A 22,102-nucleotide genomic window follows, 5' to 3' on the forward strand; every position below is an offset into this window, starting at 1 on the left:
GGGATGGCATTTCATATCAGTGCAAGGACGATTCTTCAACTCGGCGCGGAGTTGATCTCTTCCGATGCAGTTGCGCTCTATGAGCTGATAAAGAACTCAGTTGATGCCAAGTCCAAGAAGGGCGTGTCGATAGAGTTCGACATTGTCATAAAGGATTCGGACTATCGATCTGCAATCGAACTCGCAGATCGAGACGGGACACCAGCCCAACGGCGCGACGCTGTTCGTAGCGCGCTGCTAGCCTCAATTCTGGGAACTGCGCCCGATCCTCAGGCGTCGAAATTTCGCCAAGCGATCGAAGCTCCTTCCACCTTGGCCCAGCTGTTGGACGTCGCAGAGCAGGCTTATCGCCAGTTCAATACCATCACCGTTCGCGACTGGGGACATGGAATGTCTCTCGCCGACCTGAAGACGATCTACCTGACGATCGGCACGACAAGTCGCGCGGCCGAGGTTAGAAAGGCCTTAAAGGGCGGGGCGACGTCGACACCGTATCTGGGCGAGAAGGGTGTCGGGCGGCTCTCAGTGATGCGTCTGGGCCACCGACTTCGCGTTGAAACAGCAACAGCATCGGACGAGGCAGTCAACGTCCTTGACATTGACTGGCGCAAGTTCGAAGAGGCAGATGACCTTCCGGCTACATCGGTAATTGTCGAGCCCAAAAAGGGCGGCCCGAAGGGCTCTGACGAGTCCTTCACGAGGCTCTTCATCTCAGACCTTCGCTCAACTTGGACGGCAGAAGCAGTCGAAGCCGTGATGGCCAAGCAAGTCGTCCGCATGATGGACCCATTCTCCTGGACCGGTCGTAGATTCCCCGTCCGATTCCTGTTCAACGGTGAGCCTGTCGCGAAAGAGCGGTCCGTATCCACAGAGCTTCTAAAGAATGCGCACGCTAAGTGCTCAGGCACGTTCAAAGTCACCGAGGAAGGCGCCATATCGCTAACGATTGAGATGGAGTCACTCTTGTATGACGGACCGAAGCAGACCCTAACATTCGATAAGACGGATCTGTATCCAATGGCCGGCCTAAAGGATGCGGGGCAACCGTTCTCGGTTCTGTCTAGTATTGGCGACTTTTCCTTTGAGTTTTACTGGTTCAACCGTCAAAGGATTAAGGCGATTCCCGGCTTTGACCGCGCGGAGGTTCTCAGCCTGGTGAATGCCTGGACGGGCATTCTCTTGTTCCGTGATGGCTATCGTGTCATTCCGTATGGCGACGAGGGAGACGATTGGCTTGGTTTGGATCGAGTAGCATTGTCATCATCTGGCTACAAGCTCAATACAAAGCAGATCATTGGGCGCGTTCGAATTGGCCGTCTATCGAATCCCAAATTGTTGGACCAGACCAATCGCCAAGGATTGATCGAAAATCCAACAAAGCTTGCCCTTACTGCGCTGCTGAACCACCTTATCCAAAAATGGTGGCGCGGCTACCTGACCGAAGCAACGCGCGCGAAGAAGAGTGGCGATAAGGCCAGCTATGATAGTCAAGGTGAATCCGGCGGCGTCAAGGAGCTTCAGAAGCGTGCTGAGGCGTCGCTGAAGTCAATCGGAAAGGGATACTCGGGCGATGCATCCCATTTGCAGGAGGTTCAAGACGCCTTCCTGGAAATCAAAGATGCCCATCGTCGCGCCATCCAGCACATTGAAGAGATCGAGGATCAGAAGGAACGACTCACTCAGTTGGCTGGCATCGGACTAATGACCGAAGTGGTGGCTCATGAATTGACTCGCGCCACAGAAGATACATTGAAAACGATCAAGGCAGTTCCGGCTGGCTCGTTGGATGCTGGCACCGCTTCCGCGCTGAAGACGCTTTCCAAGCAGGTCGGCGTGATCAAGAAGCGGCTTCGCGCCCTGGAACCCCTCTCCATACCCTCAAGGCAGCGCCGAAGTGTTCAGGACATAAGCCGCATTGTTTCGTATGTCCTTGAGGGGCATACATCTCAGTTCGAGCGTCATGGCGTAACCGTAGTCACAAATTGTGACGATGTAGGAATAGTCAACGCCTTCGTAGCCGAGGGCAACATCGTTCAAATACTTGAAAATTTGATCAACAATTCAATCTTTTGGCTCGATGTATGGCGTGAAGAATGGCCGAATCACAATAGCGCGATAACCCTTGAAGTGCTTAGCAATCCGCCGCGCATCGCCTTTTCGGACAACGGGCCCGGCATTCCAGTAGAAAGGGAACGGATCGTTTTTGAGCCATTCTTCTCGACAAAACCGGATTCCGATCTGAGGCGAAAGGGCCTTGGCCTTTACATAGCCAGGCAGAGCGCCGAAATGCAAGGTGGCAGCCTTAGGCTATCTGGCGAGGGGGAGACGCGCCCCGGTCGATTCAATGGATTTGAACTAGAGCTCAAGGAAGGAGCTGAGCAATGACTCTGCGGGATGTTTTTGAGGGGGCGGAAATTCGCCATGCCATCATCGTCGATGATGCTTATGATAAAACTCCAAATACACCGTTAAGCCGTGATGAAGCGCAGCAGGTCATCGACGGCATAGGGGAGGCATTTGACGATCTCCTGGAAAAGCTGAAGCTCGCCGTCACTATTGATGATGGCGAAAGCATTGACGATATGGATGACGATCAGCTCCTGATCGAATACCTCACGACACTGCCTGGTACCGCCACTCTCTACCTGGAAAAAGCCAATTACCCAGGAGTTATAGATCTCTTCAAGCCCTACGATGATCAGAAGGGAAGCCGCCGGCGAGAGGTGGACGTCCTTGAAGCCAAACTGGTGGCTGCCGGGTTGGAAGTTCAGTGCTATGGGGCTGGTGATGAAATTGATGATAGCAATCCGCCTCACTTGCTATTCCTTGACCTTCAAATGCACGATGCCGCGGGCGGTGCGGTCAGCACTGATGCCGCCGTTGGTGCCTACAACCGGATTCAAGGCAAGCATGGCGGACATCCGTTCGTGTTTTTAATGTCTACGCTCTCAGGCGCGCTTCCTGCGTCATCCGAAATCTTTCGTAATTCGGCGGATATCTACCACTCTCAGTTTGAAGCACTGGACAAGAATCTATTTTCTCAGGATCAGATGTTTGAAGAGGTGCTCGATAGCTATGCGCGATCGTACTCACACCTGACGCGCATGCGCCTGGCGATTGATGGCGTAGTAGAAGCCATTGGTGAAGCGGCCACTTCACTGCGGCGATCGCTCCTCGATCTGGATATCGCGGACTATCGAATCCTCCAGTCGAACACTGCGGGGATCGAAAAGATGCCAATGGGCGTTTACGTTACAGAGCTATCTCTCGAGTACTTGTCGTATCTAATCGAGTCCGATTCAAAGCTTTGGAGTTTGGCCGCCGAGATTGATGCGTGGAAGAGAGAGAATATTCCGCGATCACGCTTCGCTTTGCGCCCGTCTGTGCGTGATCTATATACAGGAAATGTGATCCACGCCCCGTCCCGGCTGGAGCAGGAGGCGAAGCTCCGTCGTGGGCCGAAGGATGGATTCTTCTACCTTGGCGACATCTTCTTTCGTGCTGAAGACTGCGTTAGGGGGAAGATTCCGCGGATCGCGATGGCTATCGCTACGCCTGCTTGCGACCTTGCACGCCCCGACAAGGTGATTGAGGGAAGAACGATCTTGCTCTGCTGCGGAAAGGTGTCCAAGACAAGTTCGCAAGCCCCGATTCCCACAACGCGCGGCGGCCTGCCTGTGACCTTGCTAAGCCATCCAGCAGAAAGCGCCCAGAAGTTGCATGTCGAATGGGACATCAAAAAGCTGGTCACTTGGGATTCGACCATCGTCAAACGCTTCATGAGGGGTGCCGGTGACTGGACTCGGGTCGGACGACTGCGCCCGTTGTACGCCCTCCAGCTACAGCACGCCATCACTTCTGATTTGAGCCGCGTGGGCACCCAGCGCCCGCCGAGCGAGCCGGTACCTCACGGCGTCGAATTACTTGTTCGACTGGGCGGAAAATGGAAGTCAATCGACGCCAAGGACATCGGCTCGTCTGTTGCTGCGGCAGTCTATCGATCAACGGACGGTGCTGATCGGTACTCGTTTGTGTTGGCCGATCCTACGCTGTCCCGCCTTCGTCGCATGATCTATACGTACCATAACTCGACGGATCGAGATGTAAGAAAGGTCGCGAAATGGCTGATGGGCCTAAAGGACCTGGACAAAAAACTGATCTATCTCGACTTCCCGGTGAAGAAGGACGACCCTAGCCAACCCATTTACCCTCTTTCACAAGGAAGGCGAAAGCTCGCTCATCCAAATTCGATCGTTTTCATTGATAAGCGAATTAAGTGTGCCTACGCCAAGGTGGGCGGCGGCGTTGTCCAGGACGACACCCATCACACGGCACATTTTGCGATTCGATTCGTGAGTTTGAATAAATAGCAGGGATGAGCCGGAGACGGGGCGGGTCTTGTCTGCGTGCCCCGTCTAGCCTCTGGATCTTCCAAGGACTTACGGTGCGAAAGATGCTCCGATTAGGTGTCACTGCTCCCGATTAACGCGATCGACGGAGCCCTGCCTTGCACTAAGGCTCGCCCCTCAACATGTTTCAGCGAGGACGCAACAGAGATGGCGGCGTGGAGACCATGCAACTACCGGCGTCTCCCTGTAAATCTAACGTTTGCCGGTCGAGATCGCGCCAGAGGGAGTTGTGTCCAGAAGGTTGGCGGCGGGATTGGATTGGGATGAGCCGGCTTGGAAGTAGCCAATGACGCTTGCTACTGAGCGATGATCGGTCATGGCCATCAGTGCTGGCAGTGCAATCCCTCTCCGAGCCCCTTCTGTGACGAAGCCTGATCGAAGGCTGTGGCCACCGAAGTCTCCTTCCAGCCCGGCCAGCCGGGCCCGGTCCTTGACGATCGTCGCTACGGCCTTCCCGCTCAAAGCGCCCCCGATGGTGCGTGGCCACACCCGCCGGAAAATTGGCCCGTCCACGATGTTGGCGACTTGAAGCCAGTCCTGCAGGGCTTGCGCGGCCTCGCCCATGATGGGCTTTTCAGGGCTGCCACCCGCGGCCGGTCCGGTTTGCAAGGTCTTGCCGCTGTCCAGCAGATAGGTGAAGCCGCCCTCCGGGAGGCGACTGAGATTGGCCAACGTAGCATCGGCGACCTCGCTTCGCCGGCGTCCACCACTAGCAAAGGCAAAGTAGAGCAGGGCGCGATCACGCTTGCCTTTAAGTGAGTCATCACAGGTAGCGGCCATGGCCCGTACATCCGCAGCCAGCAACGCGGCCTTCTTCGCTGGACGCTCACCCCGCTTGTGGGAGGCCCGACGCCCTTTGGACAGCAACGTCCGAATGGCGCGATCTTCGCACGGATTCAGCTGACGAGCCTGTTTGTGCGCGGCCGACAGTACCGCTACCCGGTGCACCAAGCTGGACAGCGCCAGCGGACCAGGCTTCTTCTTCAGGCCAGCCGCCACGAGGGCGCAATCCAGATCTGCCGGCAGATCCCAGCGAAGCCCCGCATCACCTGATCGCCCCATGTGATCCACGATGAACTGAACCACCGCGGCGGGCGGGACGGGCAGGGTGATGGCCCTGCCATAGCGACCTACGAACCAGCCCGCCCAATAGCGCAGGGCGCCGGCGTAGCTGCGGGTAGTGTTAGCCGCTTCGGCCTCCTGCAGGATGTCCCGCGCCGCCTCTGCCGCAGAGGCGGCGAGCCGCTCTGGAGCCAGCCCCGAAACGAGATCACTCGGCACAGAAATGATATTATTCATATGCACTATGTATCGCTCACTATGAATTCATCGAGGTACGTCTGATAAATATGCCTTATCAGACGTACGCCGCCAAGTTGCGCTTTTTTGGACGAGGATGCCGCAATGCCCAAAGGAATCACCGAACTGGAAGTCCACCACGCTGCGGACGACATCGTCGCCATGGGCGAGCGGCCAACTGTGGAGCGCATCCGTTCCCACTTGGGCACTGGATCACCCAACACCGTGACCCGCTGGCTGGAGACTTGGTGGCAGACCCTCGGCGGCCGCTTGCGCCAACGCGCCATCGAAGCGGCCCAGCCTGGTGTGCCTGAGCGGGTGGCGAGCTTGAGCCAGCGGCTATGGCAGACCGCTCTGCAGGAGGCCGACGAGCACGCCAAGGCCCAGTTGTTGGCAGACCGCCACGCCTTGGAAGATCGCGAGCTGGTTATGTCCAACGGGCGAGTGGCACTGGCTCGGGAAGTTGAAGTAGCCCGCGAGCTTCAGCGTGAAGCCGAGTCGCGGGCAGCGGCGACGGCCGCGACCGGAGAGCTGTTGGCCACCCAGGTGTCGCAGCTGACTGACCAGGTGCAGGACCTGTTGCGCCAACGAGACAGTGCCTATGTACGGGCCGAACGACTGGAGCAGGATTTGGAAGCGGCGCGCCGCAGCCTCGATGAAGCCGGCGTCTCCCATGAGCAGGAGCGCAAGGTGCTCGAGGCGCATGTGAGGGCGGTGGAAGATCGGACCCACGCGGAGGTTGATCGCCACCGAGTGGCGCACCGCGCCGCAGAGCAGGAATGGGCGCGCGAACGCTCTATGTGGGCTCACGAACGGAAAGAGAGCGAGAAGCAGGCCCTAGCGGCGACCGAACGTGAGCGGGATGCCGGGCGCCGCGCCGACAGAGCGAGCGCCCGGGCCGACGGGTTGGAGGCGCAACTGACCTCGCTCAAGGAGGCTACCAAGCGCTTCACCGAAGCGCTCCGTCGTAACCCACCGGTCTCGCCGGTTCGTAAGGAAAACAAGGCCAGGAGAACGGCCAAAAAGGCAAGCATCGCTCCCAAGTGATCCATTCACCGGCCCTGAGCAGGATCCAATGGACGACTTGTCGTAGTTCCAGCTACGGACAGTGCGATGAATTTGATGAGTTTGGGACAATGCGCCCCTTTATTGGCAACGACGGCCAACGTGCCTGTTTCGGCCAGACCTAGGACAGTGCCCCCAATTTCCATGGGTCAGGCCTGCATGAAGGCTCGATGGCGGTGGCCGGTAGCGCTCTGCGCCCCTAGGGCCGAGACACATTGCGCCGCGGGCCAGGAACTCAGCCTCCCTACCAGGATCCTTCAGGCTAAGGGCCTGGGCGCCCGGCGAAACGCAGGCAGAGTAGACAGCCGCTAGATCCGCATACGCTTGCGTTGCTCGCCCTTGCAGAAGGACCGGATGGGGGAGGGCGACAGAAGAGTCCGCGTTTTAGAAGGGCAATGCGCCTGAGCGCCATAGATGCCGAGAACAGGCGGCACTTCTCCGCGGGTGGGTATGCGGGCTGGCCGTCAAGCCATAGGGAAGCTCGGTGCAACTGCCCGGCCCACATTCGGACCCGATGCCGGTGCCTTATGAGCCGCGCGAAACGACCGACGGTCGCCGACGCAGCGCGTAATTAGAACTTCCAGCGGCTGGCCGGCCAAGCCCAGTACGCGTTCCCAATCGGCAGGAAGGTCGCCAACGCCACATCGAGTATCAGGGGGCGACGCCATTCTGGGCTGGGGAAGAAGCAATAGTCAGTATGGGCAAGTCCTCCAGCCTGCTCTCGCTGCAGAAGCCACTTGCACTTTGATTCAATCTGGCGGTCCAGGGCAGCGACCGCTCGCATTTCACTCATGCCGGTTCGGAGGAGCTCCGACGCAGCGCCGCGCATGCTTGACCAGAGAACATAACGCTTCCGACCGAGACTGAGCCGCTCCCAGTCACTGCCAGCGAGCGAGCGGAGTCGCTTCCCCGACTCAGGGTCCATTCGGTGCTTGCGCAGGAGGCTCGTAAGGTAGGCGTTGGCCTCACCTTCGGCGAGTGTCTCCCAGAGCCGTCGCTTCGAATCGACCGAGCATTCTCGAGCCCATGCCAGCAGAATGGTGGTCAAGCTGTAGCCAAGATCAATCTCTGGGCGACTCCATGGGGCGCGGTATGACCACGCAAGCGGTTCATACCGCGATCGCGCAGCATTGCCAGCAAAAGGGAGTGAGACTGGATCTAAAACTCTGAGAGTTGAGAGAGTCTCAAGAGCTTGAGCCGCGAGCCCTTCACTAGCGACCGGACTACTCTCATTCCTCGATCTCTCAAGGGCGCACCACGCGCACGCCAAGAGAGGGCCAATCGAACGAACAAATGTGTCCAGTTCTGGCCAGGTTGCGAGGAGGGTCGGTTGGTTAACGACATAGGCCACTTCGCCCCTCGAATCGCTCGCCAGTGCGCAAGCATATCAACCTGATCACGCAGCGTCTATCTGATCTTCCGATATCCCAGAGAACGATTACGGCAACCCGTATGGCGCATTCCAATGCCCTGGTTCGGCCATCGGATTTTGCAACACGTCGCTCGCACTCCCTTTCACGCAGCTCCAGCACCAGGAACGCGTCTTCCCTCGCTTGAACATGGCTCCGATTCCCGTGGCGGGGCCGACAGGCCCCTACCACGGTCCCCCCAAGCTGGCCGGATGGTGGCTACGGCCTACGCCAAGAGTCGCAGCTCGGTGCCGGCTGTGACCCACCCACTGGAAGGTGGCATGGCTTCTCCAGGCGAGCCACTGCAGGGCAGAGCCGATAGCTTCTTACCAAAGGCGGTGCTGCATGCGAGCCAAATCCAAGCGGCTTGGCTCAACAAGGCGGTAGGACGAGAAGTCGCGGGCGGCCACGCACTGACTGCCGTTCTTCGGCAGGGCCAAGCCTTCATACAGGACCTGGGTCCTATCTAAGTCGCGAGCGCAGCACTTGATCTTGCACCCCGAATACTGGCTGCTGGCGGCGATCAAAACTTCCGACCCCAACTGACCGCAATGGACTGGGTTGACCAACGTAACGAAATGTCAGGTCATCATTCCATCGGTTCAGCGGTGACGACCCGGTCTCTACCTGAGGGAGCTCATCGCGAGCACCAGCACACCAACACACACGCCCGTTGACAGTAGGGAGGCTATCAGCGCCCTTTTCGGGCCTCCGTATAGTTTGCGGCGGACCGCCTTGCGATTCCTCTCAATATGGCGGTGCACTAGCAGCCAAAGGACGCCGGGCAGCAGAATCAGCGGTGAGTTCATCACCCAATGAAACACGGGCTCAGCGAAGCTGCGATGGTTCATTGACCATGTAAGCCATTGGGTGAGCAGGCCAAGGTACAACGCGACCGAGCTAATCTGGACCACATGGAATCGGTAGCCGACTCGCGGCCGCGCCCTTATGTTCCACTGAGTGACTACGATTTCAAAGCGGTGCATGAGCATCGCTATCGCCGCGATAGAGCTGATGAGGACACATCCAAAGGCCGGGATCAGAGCGCTGCTGAGTTCAAGCATCGTCTTCAGTTGGTCAAATGCGACTTGGCCGGACTTCGCCACGACTATGGCTTCATTCATGTCAACGAACATGGACTGGAGCTGGCCGTAGGCGACCGCCCATGGCCCAGTCGCAACGCTGATAAGCGCCAGACCGCCCAGGAACTGTGTCCACAGGGACGTTCTGGGCGTCACCGGGAATGATCGCGGATTGCCCCAGAGCGGGAAGACTGCCAAGAGCATGTAGGGATGACCTGCGGCCCATCGCCTCGCTTGCCGCTGCCTCCGGTGGGCGATTGCCTTCAGCGTGCGAATCTTCTGGATCGCCGCTGCCTCGAGCAAGGCCACAAGTGCCGATGTTCTATAAGCCGCGCGAACTGCCCACAGTGCACGGCGAGGATTTCGCTTCAGCACTTTGCGAAGCATACTTGGGGTGGGGTGATTAAATGATCTCACGTCGACAACTGTAAGGGACCTAGTCGATGGCCGACGACGACGACTGCGGATCTCTTGGTTCCAACAATTGCTCTAAAGATTCGGCTATCCCGGTCGCCGAACAACCACGTTGCTAGTGCCCACAGGACGTTGACTGCGCACAACGAGATCGGAAGCAGCAATTGACTACTTCTAGACGAGCTCGAGCGCAGACGAGCTGGGCCGCGTAGCCAGCCGGATCGGTACAGACGTGCTCAGCCGGCGGCGACGACGGAACCTGCCGGCCTCGACAGGACAAAGGGGAGGTCGCAGGTGTGAGCCTACTGGTACGCAGCTAGACGATGATGCGCCGCGCGTGATAGCACACGTCAGCCCTTAAGTCGCCTCTCAAAATCAGCGATGAGCTTGCCAAGCGAGAGTCCGGACAGGTGCGCGATGTCTCTCAGCTCCACGACATCTATCCTACGCTTGCCAGTCTCAACGTCGCTAATGAACGACTGACTGCGTCCGAGCTTATGTGACACTTGGGCTTGGGTAAGGCCGGCTGCCACCCGCGCGTCCCTGACTGCTTCAATCAGGGCAGCGTACTCCTTGCGATGGATGGACTTCGACACGGCCGCACCTTTGTTGAGCGGCTTCAGAAGCTATATCCAGTTCTCCGATATCTAAAAACCCGATATTCTGTGCTCTCTACAGACAGAGGTAGCAGATGAGGCGCAAGCGACAACAACACGATACGGGGACAAGCGGCCGACTGAGCTTCGTACTTGCATTGACAGGCCTACTTGCTGCCTGTGGCGGCCCGGCCGACAAGTAGATGGTCACAGATGGCACCCACCAGCAGTACCGCGCCTCTATTGACGCAATTGACAGGGAATTGAGTGCCCTTGAAAGGGAGGCCTTCAACTGGGCTGTCGCCGGCCTAGACCTCGATAAGCTGAACCAAACGTACCCAAACGCCACCGTTAGACAGGTGGTAAGAGGGCAGGTAAGGCACATCAAAGCCAGCAGTCCAAATGAGATCCGCTCACTCCAAGAGCAGGCCAAAGCACAGTTGCCGACAATGGCTGAGCTTGGGAAGGTTCGCACCAGTGGCGAGAGGCTGGACATTGAGGACAGCTTTTTTGGCCCCAAGCCGGTCATTGAGGCCCGCATCGCCAATGGTTCATCCTTGCCGCTTAGCCAAATCAGCTGGTCGGCGACGCTCTTCATCAATGGCAACCCACAGCCTGTAGCCAAGTCCCAGGTGCGCAGTGACTTCCGCTCAATTGATGGTTTGAAGCCTGGTCACGAGATCACTGCTCGCTTCAATGTTGGCGTCGTCAAGGGTGACGAGACGTGGTCGACGTTGGCGATACGGCAAGCGTCGTCCACGCGCGTCGAACTTTCGGCAATCCCCGAGACAGCGATGGACTTCGGTGACAAGCCGTACTTGACCGCCGGCTACCAGAAGAGAGTTGAACTATTGGAACACCAACTCAAACAAGCCGAGGAATTTGCGGACACCTGAGGCTTCAAGGTCCAGCCATTGCAGGCAGCCTGCGTTGGCTGGACCGCTCAGCCCTAATGCAAGTCCCTCCCATCCACAAGGATAGCGACCAATGCGACCCACCATCCTTGCCATGGATCTTGAAGGCACCCTGATCTCAAACGCAGTAAGCCAGATCCCACGCCCAGGACTCCATCTATTTCTTGATGCTGTAAACGAACTCTTTGAGCGCCTGGTCATCTATACCACGGTCCCGGAGCCCGTCTTTCGAAGAATTGCTGAGCTGCTGGTCGCCGAGCAGTGTGCACCTCCCTGGTTCGCTCAACTGCCTTACACAGCCTGGCATGGAATTACGAAGGATCTACAGAACGTGTCGCCAAGTGCGGGCTCAGCCCTCCTGCTGGACGACCACAAGGCTTATGTGCATTCAGGGCAAGAAGACTTTTGGATTGAAGCTCCTTTGTTCAGCGCTCCTTACCACGTGAATGACTGCGGACTGGAAATCGCCCTTGGCAGGATCAGAGAGCGATTGGAGTCGACCAGGCAATCTGGTCGCAAGTGATTGGGAATCGGCGGCATGCGTGGGAATGCAGCGATGGCAGAGGGACAGAACCAGCTCAAGGTTCAAGGAGAATAGATGATGCGTACCAGCTTGACTCACCCACTAGTCATCGCAGAAGTACCCGTTGGAGAAGCGGGAGGGGCCATCGGCGTCACCTTCGCGCCTGGCAAGTACCAAGAGCTCGCCATGACTGGCGCATGGGCGAGAGATCTTGATGTGGACATTTCTGCGATTTACACGTGGGGCGCTAGGCACCTAATTTCCCTACTAGAACCTTGGGAGTTCAATGAACTTCGGATCGAAAATTTACCCAAGGTGGCAGCGGGGAAGGGCATCTCTTGGTACGGACTGCCGATCACCGATGGCGCTGCACCAGATTGGAGGCTGCTCCGACAATGGTCAGCGCTGAGTCCTAAGCTTCTCGATGGCCTGCTTCGCGGGGATCGAGTTGTAGTCCACTGCAAAGGAGGACTGGGACGTGCAGGTACTGTTGCGGCCATGCTTCTGCTGCAGACAGACGCAACGCTAACAGCTTCAGAGGCCATCGCCACCGTTCGTCGTGTCAGGTCCGGCGCCATTGAAACCCAGGCTCAGGAGGCGTTTCTTCGCTACTGGGCGAAATGCCGTCACCCATAGGTTAGCTGGAGGCGAATGGGGATGATCATGACGTTGAACAAGACCGGACTTGCAGATCGGAAGGCTTACGGGTGATTACCGGTCAGGGTCTAGGCGGCGCTGCGCTGCGATGAAGGCTGGTCGGCAATCACCTAGCCCACGCTGCACCGACAGGCTCCATTGTCGATAAAGCGCACACGCTGGAAGGATGGAACACGATTGACAGCGATGCGTGGCCCTCCTTCGCCTATACGCTTTATTTCGCTTGGCTGACTGCAGGCGCCCTAGACTTGCACTGGGTAGACGAGCCGAACTCGCGAGTACATCAAGAGTCCGCGAGATGCCTTGCATGGTGCGCAGTTCGCACGCATGTGCGTTAGCGAGCTTGTGTGGCTATCTCTCTACCCGAATCTCCTCGTTGGCGCGTTGATGCTCGCCTTGGCGGGTTTGCTATTGGGATACGTGTGCCGCCGATGGCGTGCGTCGTATATCGCTACTAGAGCAGCATGCCGGCAGCGTTCTGGATACTTGCCCGTGATCTTTGCGGTGACCATCTGCGGGTCAGCCGAGGCTGGCTGGCAAGGGGGCTTGAACCCTAGACCCACTTCTACCTGGGTCATCTGGGCCGCGCCAGCCTTCGCGTTGGTAGTCGTCCTTGGCTTGTCGGTTCTTTGCTGCCTTGCGCTACTGCAGAAGACGGTCGTTGTGAATTCGTGGGCAATGGGTTTTCACGGAAGTGCCACATAAGGGGGGCTACAAACGGGACTACCTCCCGCGGAGTGGCGCCTTCATGAGCGACGACAAGAAAAAGACCGGTTCCCGGATCGTGATCGCATCAACGTGAACGAGGACTACGAGCTTCAGTATTGGACCAAGGCATTAGGTGTCACCGCGGCCCAGCTTAAGGAAGCGGTGAAGGCCGTCGGCCCGACGTCGGCGGCGGTTCGTAAGCACCTGGGCAAGTGACGAGCGCGCGGCATGTCCCTCACCGAATATCGCCGCAAGCGCAGCTTTAGCAAAACCAAAGAGCCCGAACCCGGCAAGGCACTACCCGTCGGGCAGCGGGCCATCTTTGTCGTTCAGTTGCATCATGCCAGCCGTCGTCACTACGACTTCCGCCTCCAGATCGGTGACGCGCTGAAGAGTTGGGCCGTGCCCAAAGGGCCAAGCTACGACCCGAAGGTCAAGCGGATGGCCGTTGAGGTGGAAGATCATCCCGTCGACTACGCCAGCTCCGAAGGCGAGATCCCCAAGGGCGAATATGGCGGCGGGCATGTCGCCCAGTTCGATCACGGGGTATGGGCCACCGAAGGGGATCCCGAGGCCCAACTCGCCAAGGGGCATCTGCGCTTTGAACTGTTCGGGTCCAAGCTCAAAGGCGGATGGCACCTGGTCCGCTCCGGCAAGCCGGCCCGCCAACCGCAGTGGCTTCTCTTCAAGGAGGACGATGCCTACGCCAGTCAGGTCGAGGCCGATGACCTGTTGGGGGATGTCGCCGCGCCCCCTGCCGCAGACCTCAAACGGGCCGGTAGCGGGATGCCTAATAAGAAGCGGCTCAAGGCGGTCCCCGTCGCAAAATCCGTCCGACGTGTGGATTGGGCCAAGAGGGCGTTAGCGCTCACCAGTAGTAGAAGGGCCGAGGTCCCCCAGGGCCCGTTCGAGCCCCAGTTGGCCAAGCTGGGCGAATCGCCACCCAAGGGCGACAAGTGGGTTCACGAGATCAAATGGGACGGCTACCGGATCCTCGCCGCGGTGGCGGAAGGCGAGGTTCGCCTGTGGTCGCGCAATGCGTTGGAATGGACCGGCAAGATTCCGGAGATCCTCGACGCCATCGCTGCATTGGGATTGAAGTCAGGTGCGCTGGACGGGGAGCTGATTGCGGGGCGCGGGACAAAGGAAGACTTCAACCTGCTCCAAGCCACCCTGACTGGCGAGCGCCAGGGTGCGCTGTCCTATGCGCTCTTTGACCTTCTGCATATCAATGGCGTGGACATCGCCGATGCTCCGCTGCTGGAACGAAAGGCGCTCTTGGAGGAAGTCCTGAAGGGAGCCCCGACCCATTTGGCCATGAGCTCACACATCGCCGGCGATGGGGAGGCGGCCTACCGTTTGGCGGGTGAGCAGCATTTCGAGGGCATCATCTCCAAGCGCGCCGATCGCGGCTACCAGGGCGGCCGAGGCGAGGATTGGAAGAAGACCAAGCAGTTGGCCAGCGACGAGTTCGCCGTGGTCGGCTACACGGCACCCAAAGGAAGCCGCACCGGTTTCGGATCGTTGCTGCTAGCCAAGCCCGACCCTAAGCATGGATGGCTCTACGTGGGTCGCGTCGGCTCGGGGTTTTCGGACACCTTGATTGGGGAGCTGACGGCGCTGATCGGCACCGCCGGCGGGAAGAAGCCCACCGCACATGTCCCAACGACAGAGACCGACTTGCGGGCCGCCACCTGGTTTGCGCCCCGGTTTGTCGTCGAGGTCTCCTACCGAGGCATTGGCGGACAACAATTGCTGCGCCAAGCGTCGCTGAAAGCGGTGCGGCCCGACAAAGACGTGGCCGATCTAACAGACTCGGATCAGAGCAACGATTCCGGCGGCGGTGCTACATCTGCCGAGCCGAACAAACGTGAGAAGCAAGCCGTCACCAAATCCGAGCGCGGTGTCGCCGTCTAACCCACGAACAGCAAGGGCAGGGCGGATGCAGGAGAGCGAGTTCCCCCAAAGCTCACCAGCCCGTCCAAGTTGATCTTCCCCGACATCAAGGCCACGAAGCAGGATGTGTGGGACTACTACAGCGCGGTCATGGACCATCTTCTGCCTGAGATCGTTGGGCGTCCACTGTCGATCATCCGCTGTCCAGCTGGGACCGGCCGGCCGTGCTTCTTCCAGAAGCACCACACTGCGGGTCTGGAGTTGGTCAGTTCGGTGAAGCTCAAGGAAGACAGTGGAATCAATGCCCACTACCTGGTGGTTGAAGACGCTGCCAGTCTCTTGGAGCTTGTCCAGTTCAATGCCTTGGAGTTCCACCCTTGGGGCAGCCGCGCCGATTCGCCCGACCGCGCCGATCGTGTGGTGTTCGATCTTGACCCGGGCCCAGACGTGCCGTTTTCCGAGGTCAAGAAGGCTGCAACCGACATTCGGAAGCTCCTTCAGAAGTTGGAGCTGGAGTCCTTCCTGCGCGTTTCCGGGGGCAAGGGCTTGCACGTGGTCATGCCGTTGAATCCGGGATGCGATTGGGATCTGACCAAGCGGTTCGCCCATGGGTTCGCAGACGCTTTGGCACAGTCTGAGCCGCAGCGATTTTTAGCGACGTCGACCAAAAGCCTGCGCGACAAACGCATCTTCGTCGACTACCTGCGCAACGGCCGAGGGGCAACCGCTGTTGCGTCGTATTCCTTGCGAGGTCGGCCGGGCGCGCCCGTGGCAATGCCCATTGCATGGAGCGATCTGTCGAATCACCCGCGCAGATGCCTTCATCATGAAGGACGTGCCTGCCAAGCTCAAACGCAGGCGCAAGGACCCTTGGGAAGGCATTGAATCAATCCAACAGAACCTGGCACGATGGGCGTAGGACGACTGATCCCCCTTACCAGGTGCCGTCGCTTTTCAGGAGGAATCACTATGCGTCGATCCATCGTTTGCGCCGCCGTCGCGTTTGTCCTGTCTGCGTGCGGAAGCGGGAACACAGAGTCCAGCGTCCATGCCCCCGGGGCCGAAGAAACCGCGAAGACCAAAGCGCTCGAGACCGCGGCGGCCGTGCTGCAGGACCGGCCTCCGGTCGACGCCATCAACGCCTATCTGGACGGGTTCCATTTCTACAACGGCCAGATGAAGGTCCAAATGGAGGCTCACCACTACTGCTCCATCCTCAACGAGGATGTCATCCAGTGCACGATCTACGACGGCAATGTGAAAGACGCCAAGTTGATGGGGGTGGAATACATCATCAGTGAGAAGCTGTTTGCAGGCCTTCCTGAGCAGGAAAAAGCGCTGTGGCACAGCCATGTTCAAGAGGTGAAATCGGGTCAGCTCATTGCGCCAGGGATTCCCGAGGTGGCCGAGCATGCGCTGATGGAGAAGCTCATCCAAACGTATGGCAAGACATGGCACACCTGGCACACGGACTTGGACAAGGACCTGCCCCGAGGCATGCCGCAGCTGATGATGGGGTTCACCGCAGACGGCCAAGCGGACCCAGCCATGGTCGCTGCCCGTGACGCCCGGCTCGGGGTCAGTAGTGAGGACAAGCGGAAGCGTCGTGCCGATATCGCCGCGCCCCCCATCGATGCAGGGGCGGATGCGTGGCAGAAGGGGAATGTCATCCAGATCGAGGATCCGACCGACGGGCATGCTCACGCACGGAAAGAAGAACCTGACGCGCCGTCCGACGGGGACAAGAACGCGACGTCCAAGGGCAGCTCAGAAGTGTGAGGGCGGGCGTCGAGGTCAAGACCACGACCAAGACGTCCGTGGACTGTTACTTGGTTTCGATGACCAGAGCCCCATGGAACACCGGCAGCATTGGGCTGAGCGGCATTCTCGGTGCCAAAGGGTGCGCGGAACGCTTGAAAGGCTCTCCAAAAGCCGAGAGCCGCGCGTTGCTGACGGCGTGATGCGAGCCACGCTGGCCGCAGCGGAAAAGCGCGCCGCCCGGAAGCTCTCTCAGGGAGCCACGGGTTGACGCGGTGGTCGTGCTGCAATGGCTGGAGCCACCGGTCACGGCAGCAGCATACCGCCGGTGGCGCCGATCACCTCACCGGTGATGTAGCTCGACTCTTGGGTGGCCAGCAGCACGTAGGCCGACGCCATTTCCACCGGCTGGCCCGCACGCTTCAGCGGTGTCTGCGAGCCGAATTCCGGGATGGCCTCGGGCGGCTGGCCGCCAGCGGGCTGCAACGGGGTCCAGATTGGACCTGGAGCCACGGCGTTGACGCGGATGCCGCGCTCGGCCACCTGGTGCGCCAAGGCCTTGGTGAAATTCACGATGGCGGCCTTGGTGGGGGCGTAGTCCAGCAGGTTTGGCGACGGTTGGTCGGCCTGAATGGACGCGGTGTTGATGATGGTGCCGCCGGCGGGCAGATGCGGCAGGGCAGCCTTGCATACCCAGAACAACGCGTGCACGTTGGTGCGGAAGGTAGCGTCGAACTGCTCGGTGGTGAGGTCTTCGATCTTCTCCACGGCCAACTGCTTGCCAGCGATGTTGGCCAGCACGTCCAGCCCGCCTAGCTCCTTGACCGCCTGCGCCACCAAGTCGCCGCAGAACTGCTCATCTTGGAGATCACCCGGGATGGCGATCGCCTTGCGGCCTTCGGCTTCAATCAGCGCCACCACTTCGGTAGCGTCGTCTTCTTCTTCGGGTAGGTAGTTCAGCGCCACGTCGGCGCCCTCGCGCGCGAAGGCAATGGCTACTGCGCGGCCGATGCCGGAGTCGGCGCCGGTCACCAGCGCCTTGCGACCGTTCATGCGGCCCAGGCCCACGTAGCTCTTCTCGCCATGGTCGGCCGCCGGCGAGAGCTCATGAACGCTGCCGGGCGGGGTTTGCACCTGGGCCGGGTAGGCCGGCTGGGGAAACTGGGTCAGCGGGTTCTGCATGTCGTATTGGTTGCGAGAAGTCATTGGAATCCTTGGAGGGAAGAGGGAGATGCAGGCTTTACAGGGTGACCGCGCCGCCGGAGACGGTGAGCAGTGCGCCGGAGGTGTAGCTCGCGCTGTCGGCAGCGAGCATCACGTAGGCGGAAGCGAGCTCGGCCGGCTGGCCGGGACGACCGAGCGGGGTCTGGCTGCCGAACTGCTCAACCTCCTCTGCGGCCATGCCGGCGGGAATAAAGGCCGTCCAGATCGGGCCAGGCAATACAGCGTTGACACGGATGCCTTTCTCGGCGAGAAGACCGGCCAGGCCGATGGTGAGGTTGGCCACCGCGCCCTTGGTGGCGGAGTAGGGCAGGATATTGGGGGTCGGCTTCTTGGAGGCAGTGTTGATGATCGAGCCGCCGTCCTGCAGGTGCGGCACGCACAGACGGGTCAGGTTGAAAACGGCATGCACATTGGTATCGAACGTTTTTCGCCAGTCGTCCAGGGTGATGTCGTCGAACGATTCGAAGTAGCGCTGATACGCCGCGTTGTTGACAAGGATGTCCAGCCCCCCAAGTTCGCGGGTTACCTGCTCAATGAGTGCTTCAGCTTGGGCGTCGTCGCTGATGTCGCAGGGGCACAGGACGGCCTTCTGGCCCGCCGCTTCGATAAGGGTGGAATGCTGGCGGCATCCTTCTCCTCGCCCTCAAGGAACGCGATAGCCACATCGGCGCCCTCCCGGGCGTAGGCAATCGCTACTGCCGCGCCAATGCCACTGTCCCCGCCGGTAATCAGGGCCTTCTTGCCCTTCAACAGGCCGTGACCAATGTAGCTTTTCTCACCGTGATCCGGCCGAGGGTCCAGCGCGTCGGTCTTGCCGGGAAACGACTGCTGCTGCGCCCTGAACGGAGGCTTCGGGTAGTTAGTTACGGGCATCGACTGAGCCTCTATCGGGGTGAGGAAAGCTCAGTGTGTGGACGCCCTAGTAAACGTCGCGGCCCAGTGGTGTGGATGTGATGTGCAGGGGCAGGATCGACCGGAGTGGTCAGAGCGGGTGGGCGATGGTCGTCATGATGCTGTTCTCGGCTTGGCGCGAATCAAGCCGCGTGTGCTGAACGACGACCGGAACGTCGGATCCTATGACGCACGAATAACCCATAGCACAGGGCATCGGGGCAGGCACCTGAAGATTCTTGAAGCGCTTGTGACACGTGCGCCTGGCGGGGACGGTGAAACGCTAAGGGCCCTGCGGGTGGCGATCCTTGAAATGCAGCGTCAGGGTGATCGCCGCATCGGTGAAACCCGCGTTGAGGATGCAGCAGGTTTCATGGCTCTGCAGCTGATGTAGCCCTCGGCAATCGCCCAGCATCGCCGACCGAGGGACGCCGGCTCATTGGGGCTCATCCGCGACGTCCTCTCGGCTTGCTCTCGGCTTGCCACCCCCGGCAGCCCATTGTGTGATGAGGGCTGCACTGCCGACAGCAATCGCGTCCTCAACTGCGCCCGTGCTGCTTTGGCCGAAGCGGGCGATCGCGCGCATCCGCAGGTGAAGGTCACGTAGGCCATACCAACCGCAGCGCCAGCGCCTAGAAGCGCGCCCAGCTTTCGCTGCCGATGGGGAGCAAGCGCTGCGCCCGCAATCATCCCCGTAGCGAGCCGCGCCACCATGCCTGCCGGAACGATGCGGTCGGGGGCCGTTTTCATCTTGTCACCGACGAGCTCACCGCCTGCCAATGCGAGCACTCCTACGGAGGCGAGCTTGTTGGCCAGAAGACGAGGCGCACCGTTGTCCACCGGCAGTTACCGCTCCGTGCGGCGCTGGTCACCGCGGCCAGAGGGGTCATCGCCCGCATGCCAGCGACTGCTCCCATCAATATCGAATGGATCAAGGCCATCAGGTTCTCCTGAACGGGGTGAAATCGCTGGAGTCGGTCCTCGGGGCTTTGCGGGACGCTCGCAATCTTCCGGTTTGGCGGTGCGTCCGCCTCCGGCATGTCCTTGACCCACCAGGTAGCGTCATTGTTCCGGAGCTTGTCCGGGGTGTGCACTCTGTCCTGGTTATCCACGTCGCTGCCGGGATTGAGGGGCAGTCGGCACATGGGTCGCCCCATGTTTGGTATCGTCCCCCATGCTGCTCCTGCCGCCATGAGCACGGCGTTTGGGCGGGCTCCACACCTTCACCACGCTCTAGCGAAGTGGTGAGGGAATCTGATGCAGAACTCTGAGGATTAAGACGGCCTAAGCCGCAAGCCTTTCGCTAGCGACCGGTTCGCTTTCGGCCCCTAAGCTCTCAGAGGCACAGCTAGCACACGCTAGAAGGGATAAAGTGAGCGGACAAGAGTGTCTCGCTCGGGCCAGGGCCCTATGAGGATAGATTTACTAACCGCACAGCCGCGAAGTCCTGTGTTCGGCTTTCCGAACGAAAGAGCAAGTCGTCAAGGAGGCGCCACATCTGGCAAGGCTCCTCAACCAGACGACTGCAATGCTTGGGTCACTAAAGAGCGTTGACGCACTCACTGAGAGCGCCATGAGCTACCGTGACGACTTCGGTCACTTGGATGCGTTCAAATCGATAAATAACTAGTGGAGTTTCACATGCGGTGTCGCGGTTCTGCGAATTGCATCGGAACAGGTTAGCGTCAGAGTCCTACGCCATCCGAATAGAGCTGCCCTATGCATAATCTGCAGCATAAAATAGCCAAGCTTGGGTAGAAGTCCATTGAAGGTAAGTGGTCTTCCGCTTAGCAATGGCAGCTCACCAGTAGCCTTCTCGGTGCCGAGATTCACAAGTGAGCCCTTATCCCGATACTTGAAAGGCTTGCTGCTTGCAGCCGAGTTTGGTCGAGAAATTCTTTCAAGCAAGTACATCGCCTGCTGATGCGCTACTTGTGCTGTGCTAGGCAAGGTGCGCTTGCTGCTTGCATCCACGACGGACGCGCAGTCACCGATTGCATAGATGGAGTCAGGCTGGGAGGTCCTTAGGAATTCATCGCAGACAAAACGCCGTGACCGATCTAGCGCTAGACCCAAGCGGGATGCAACGGATCGCCCAGCGACACCAGATGCCCAGACTCTAATGTCGCATGGGACCGAGTCTCCATCTTTGAGGAAGAATCCTTCAGATGTCACGCTTTGCACCGCCGCGTTGAGGCGGACGGTAACGCCGAGACGCTTGAGTGCGCTCGCGGCGAAGAGTGACACAGGCTCTGCGCTATTGGCGAGAACACGCGGAGCCATGTCAATAAGCGTGATATCGAACTTGGAAGCCGTCAATAGACCAGCAGACCGCTCCATCGCGCCCAGCGAGTGGCAAAGCTCCGCAGCCAGCTCCACCCCCGTCGCGCCCGCTCCGACGATCCCGATTTTTAGGCGCTCAACCCTACCGGCCGAGACGAGGACAGCTGCCTCGAGGAGTTCCCGTTGGAAAGCAATTGCCAGGTCAGGGTCGTCCAGCATGAGGCAGTACTCCTTCGCCCCAGGCGTCCCGAAGTCGTTGACCTCAGAGCCAAAAGCGAGCACCAGCGTATCGTAGCTAATGGTTCGTGCATCGAGAAACGCTCCCCCTTTCGCGCTTGCAACTGGTCCGAGTGCAACTTCCTTCCTATTTCGATCCAATCCAGTCAGTGGACCGAGAAGGAAGCGAAAGCCATTCTTTTGAGCCAACGCTAGGTAGGGAACGCCTACGTCACTCTCACGATGTAGTCCCGCTGCCAGTTCATGGAGGCGCGGCTTCCAGAAATGAAGAGGAGCGCAATCGACTAACCCAACCTCCAGATCCGCCTTCTTGGATACGCGGCCCAGCGCACAAGCCAGTTCGGCGCCGCCTGCGCCTCCGCCAATGATCAGAACCTTATGCGTCATGCGAATCCTCCTCGTGAGGTAGTGATGCATCTGACCTTGGCACAGCCGCCCCATTCTCAAGCTTGGAGACTGGACAGCGCTCAAGAGCGCTGCGAAGCGGAGCTTCAAGGCCAATGCAGCGTTCGTACTCAAGGGGCTTACAGAATCGTAGGTCAAGCGCAGCCGCATGTGATTGTGCGAATACTCAACGAGAATTGTCATATACCCCAATGACCCTTGCGGCGGGCATGCCTAGGATCGTTCCTGAGCAACGATTCAGACAATCCAGAATGACGGCATCGCAGATCGATCACTTCCTCACGGCCTTGATGCCTTTTGCGACGGGGCAAAGAGCGAGTACCGCGGCCCCG

General features: G+C 59.4%; 12 protein-coding genes and 6 pseudogenes. 10 read left to right on the forward strand and 8 right to left on the reverse strand.

All coding sequences use genetic code 11. The features are described 5' to 3' along the window. The first annotated feature begins 3 nt into the window (after nt 1-3). Nucleotides 4-2,385: an ATP-binding protein gene (locus tag AC5QAB_RS07695; RefSeq protein ID WP_495233282.1), complete on the forward strand. Its 2,382-nt coding sequence runs from the start codon at nt 4-6 to the stop codon at nt 2,383-2,385. Beyond that, nucleotides 2,382-4,370: a hypothetical protein gene (locus tag AC5QAB_RS07700; protein ID WP_495233283.1), complete on the forward strand. Its 1,989-nt coding sequence runs from the start codon at nt 2,382-2,384 to the stop codon at nt 4,368-4,370. The genes AC5QAB_RS07695 and AC5QAB_RS07700 overlap by 4 nt, the downstream gene beginning before the upstream one ends. 231 nt (nt 4,371-4,601) lie before the next feature. On the opposite strand, the gene AC5QAB_RS07705 is transcribed toward AC5QAB_RS07700, so the two are convergent. Continuing rightward, nucleotides 4,602-5,708, reverse strand: coding sequence for a site-specific integrase (locus AC5QAB_RS07705; RefSeq protein ID WP_495233284.1), 1,107 nt, complete (start codon nt 5,706-5,708; stop codon nt 4,602-4,604). A 105-nt stretch (nt 5,709-5,813) separates the two neighbouring features. Here AC5QAB_RS07705 and AC5QAB_RS07710 point away from each other — a divergent pair, with 105 nt between their 5' ends. Next, a complete protein-coding gene (locus AC5QAB_RS07710) occupies nt 5,814-6,755 on the forward strand; it encodes a DNA-binding protein (RefSeq protein WP_495233285.1) in 942 nt (313 codons plus the stop codon). 2,050 nt (nt 6,756-8,805) lie between these two features. Here the strand turns inward: AC5QAB_RS07710 and AC5QAB_RS07715 are convergent. Beyond that, a complete protein-coding gene (locus tag AC5QAB_RS07715) occupies nt 8,806-9,573 on the reverse strand; it encodes a hypothetical protein (protein WP_495233286.1) in 768 nt (255 codons plus the stop codon). 455 nt (nt 9,574-10,028) lie between these two features. Continuing rightward, nucleotides 10,029-10,274 (reverse strand): helix-turn-helix domain-containing protein, encoded by a 246-nt coding sequence (locus AC5QAB_RS07720; protein ID WP_495233287.1) that lies wholly within the window; start codon nt 10,272-10,274, stop codon nt 10,029-10,031. A gap of 203 nt (nt 10,275-10,477) precedes the next feature. Between AC5QAB_RS07720 and AC5QAB_RS07725 the strand changes: the two genes are divergently transcribed. The 7 genes and pseudogenes from AC5QAB_RS07725 (at nt 10,478) to AC5QAB_RS07755 (ending at nt 16,751) form a co-directional block, all read left to right on the forward strand. Next, complete coding sequence (locus tag AC5QAB_RS07725) at nt 10,478-11,170, forward strand: hypothetical protein (protein ID WP_495233288.1); 693 nt, start codon at nt 10,478-10,480, stop codon at nt 11,168-11,170. Nucleotides 11,171-11,261: 91 nt separating this feature from the next. Beyond that, the gene (locus tag AC5QAB_RS07730; RefSeq protein WP_495233289.1) at nt 11,262-11,711 is read left to right on the forward strand and encodes an NIF family HAD-type phosphatase; all 450 of its coding nucleotides are present in this window, start codon (nt 11,262-11,264) and stop codon (nt 11,709-11,711) included. Between the two features lie 186 nt (nt 11,712-11,897). Beyond that, nucleotides 11,898-12,347, forward strand: a complete 450-nt coding sequence (locus tag AC5QAB_RS07735; protein WP_495233333.1) for a cyclin-dependent kinase inhibitor 3 family protein — start codon at nt 11,898-11,900, stop codon at nt 12,345-12,347. Nucleotides 12,348-13,116: 769 nt separating this feature from the next. Next, a pseudogene (locus AC5QAB_RS07740) lies at nt 13,117-13,292 on the forward strand (DUF3606 domain-containing protein). Between the two features lie 12 nt (nt 13,293-13,304). Next, nucleotides 13,305-14,900 (forward strand): annotated as a pseudogene (gene ligD, locus AC5QAB_RS07745) (non-homologous end-joining DNA ligase); the annotation flags it as partial. A 138-nt stretch (nt 14,901-15,038) separates the two neighbouring features. Next, nucleotides 15,039-15,891: pseudogene (gene ligD, locus AC5QAB_RS07750) on the forward strand (non-homologous end-joining DNA ligase); the annotation flags it as partial. Nucleotides 15,892-15,941: 50 nt separating this feature from the next. After that, entirely contained in the window at nt 15,942-16,751 is an 810-nt protein-coding gene (locus AC5QAB_RS07755) for an OBAP family protein (RefSeq protein ID WP_495233290.1), read from the forward strand. Nucleotides 16,752-17,036: 285 nt separating this feature from the next. Here AC5QAB_RS07755 and AC5QAB_RS07760 read toward each other — a convergent pair whose 3' ends face one another. The 5 genes and pseudogenes from AC5QAB_RS07760 to AC5QAB_RS07780 form a co-directional block, all read right to left on the reverse strand. Continuing rightward, nucleotides 17,037-17,936 (reverse strand): SDR family oxidoreductase, encoded by a 900-nt coding sequence (locus AC5QAB_RS07760; RefSeq protein ID WP_495233291.1) that lies wholly within the window; start codon nt 17,934-17,936, stop codon nt 17,037-17,039. Nucleotides 17,937-17,970: 34 nt separating this feature from the next. After that, nucleotides 17,971-18,827 (reverse strand): annotated as a pseudogene (locus tag AC5QAB_RS07765) (SDR family oxidoreductase). Between the two features lie 109 nt (nt 18,828-18,936). Beyond that, nucleotides 18,937-19,260, reverse strand: a pseudogene (locus AC5QAB_RS07770) (sensory rhodopsin transducer). 21 nt (nt 19,261-19,281) lie between these two features. Further along, nucleotides 19,282-19,786 (reverse strand): annotated as a pseudogene (locus tag AC5QAB_RS07775) (DUF4126 domain-containing protein). A 685-nt stretch (nt 19,787-20,471) separates the two neighbouring features. Beyond that, nucleotides 20,472-21,752, reverse strand: coding sequence for an NAD(P)/FAD-dependent oxidoreductase (locus tag AC5QAB_RS07780; protein WP_495233292.1), 1,281 nt, complete (start codon nt 21,750-21,752; stop codon nt 20,472-20,474). Nucleotides 21,753-22,102: the final 350 nt, after the last annotated feature.

This window comes from Stenotrophomonas sp. YJH_SMC_127, assembly GCF_059372445.1.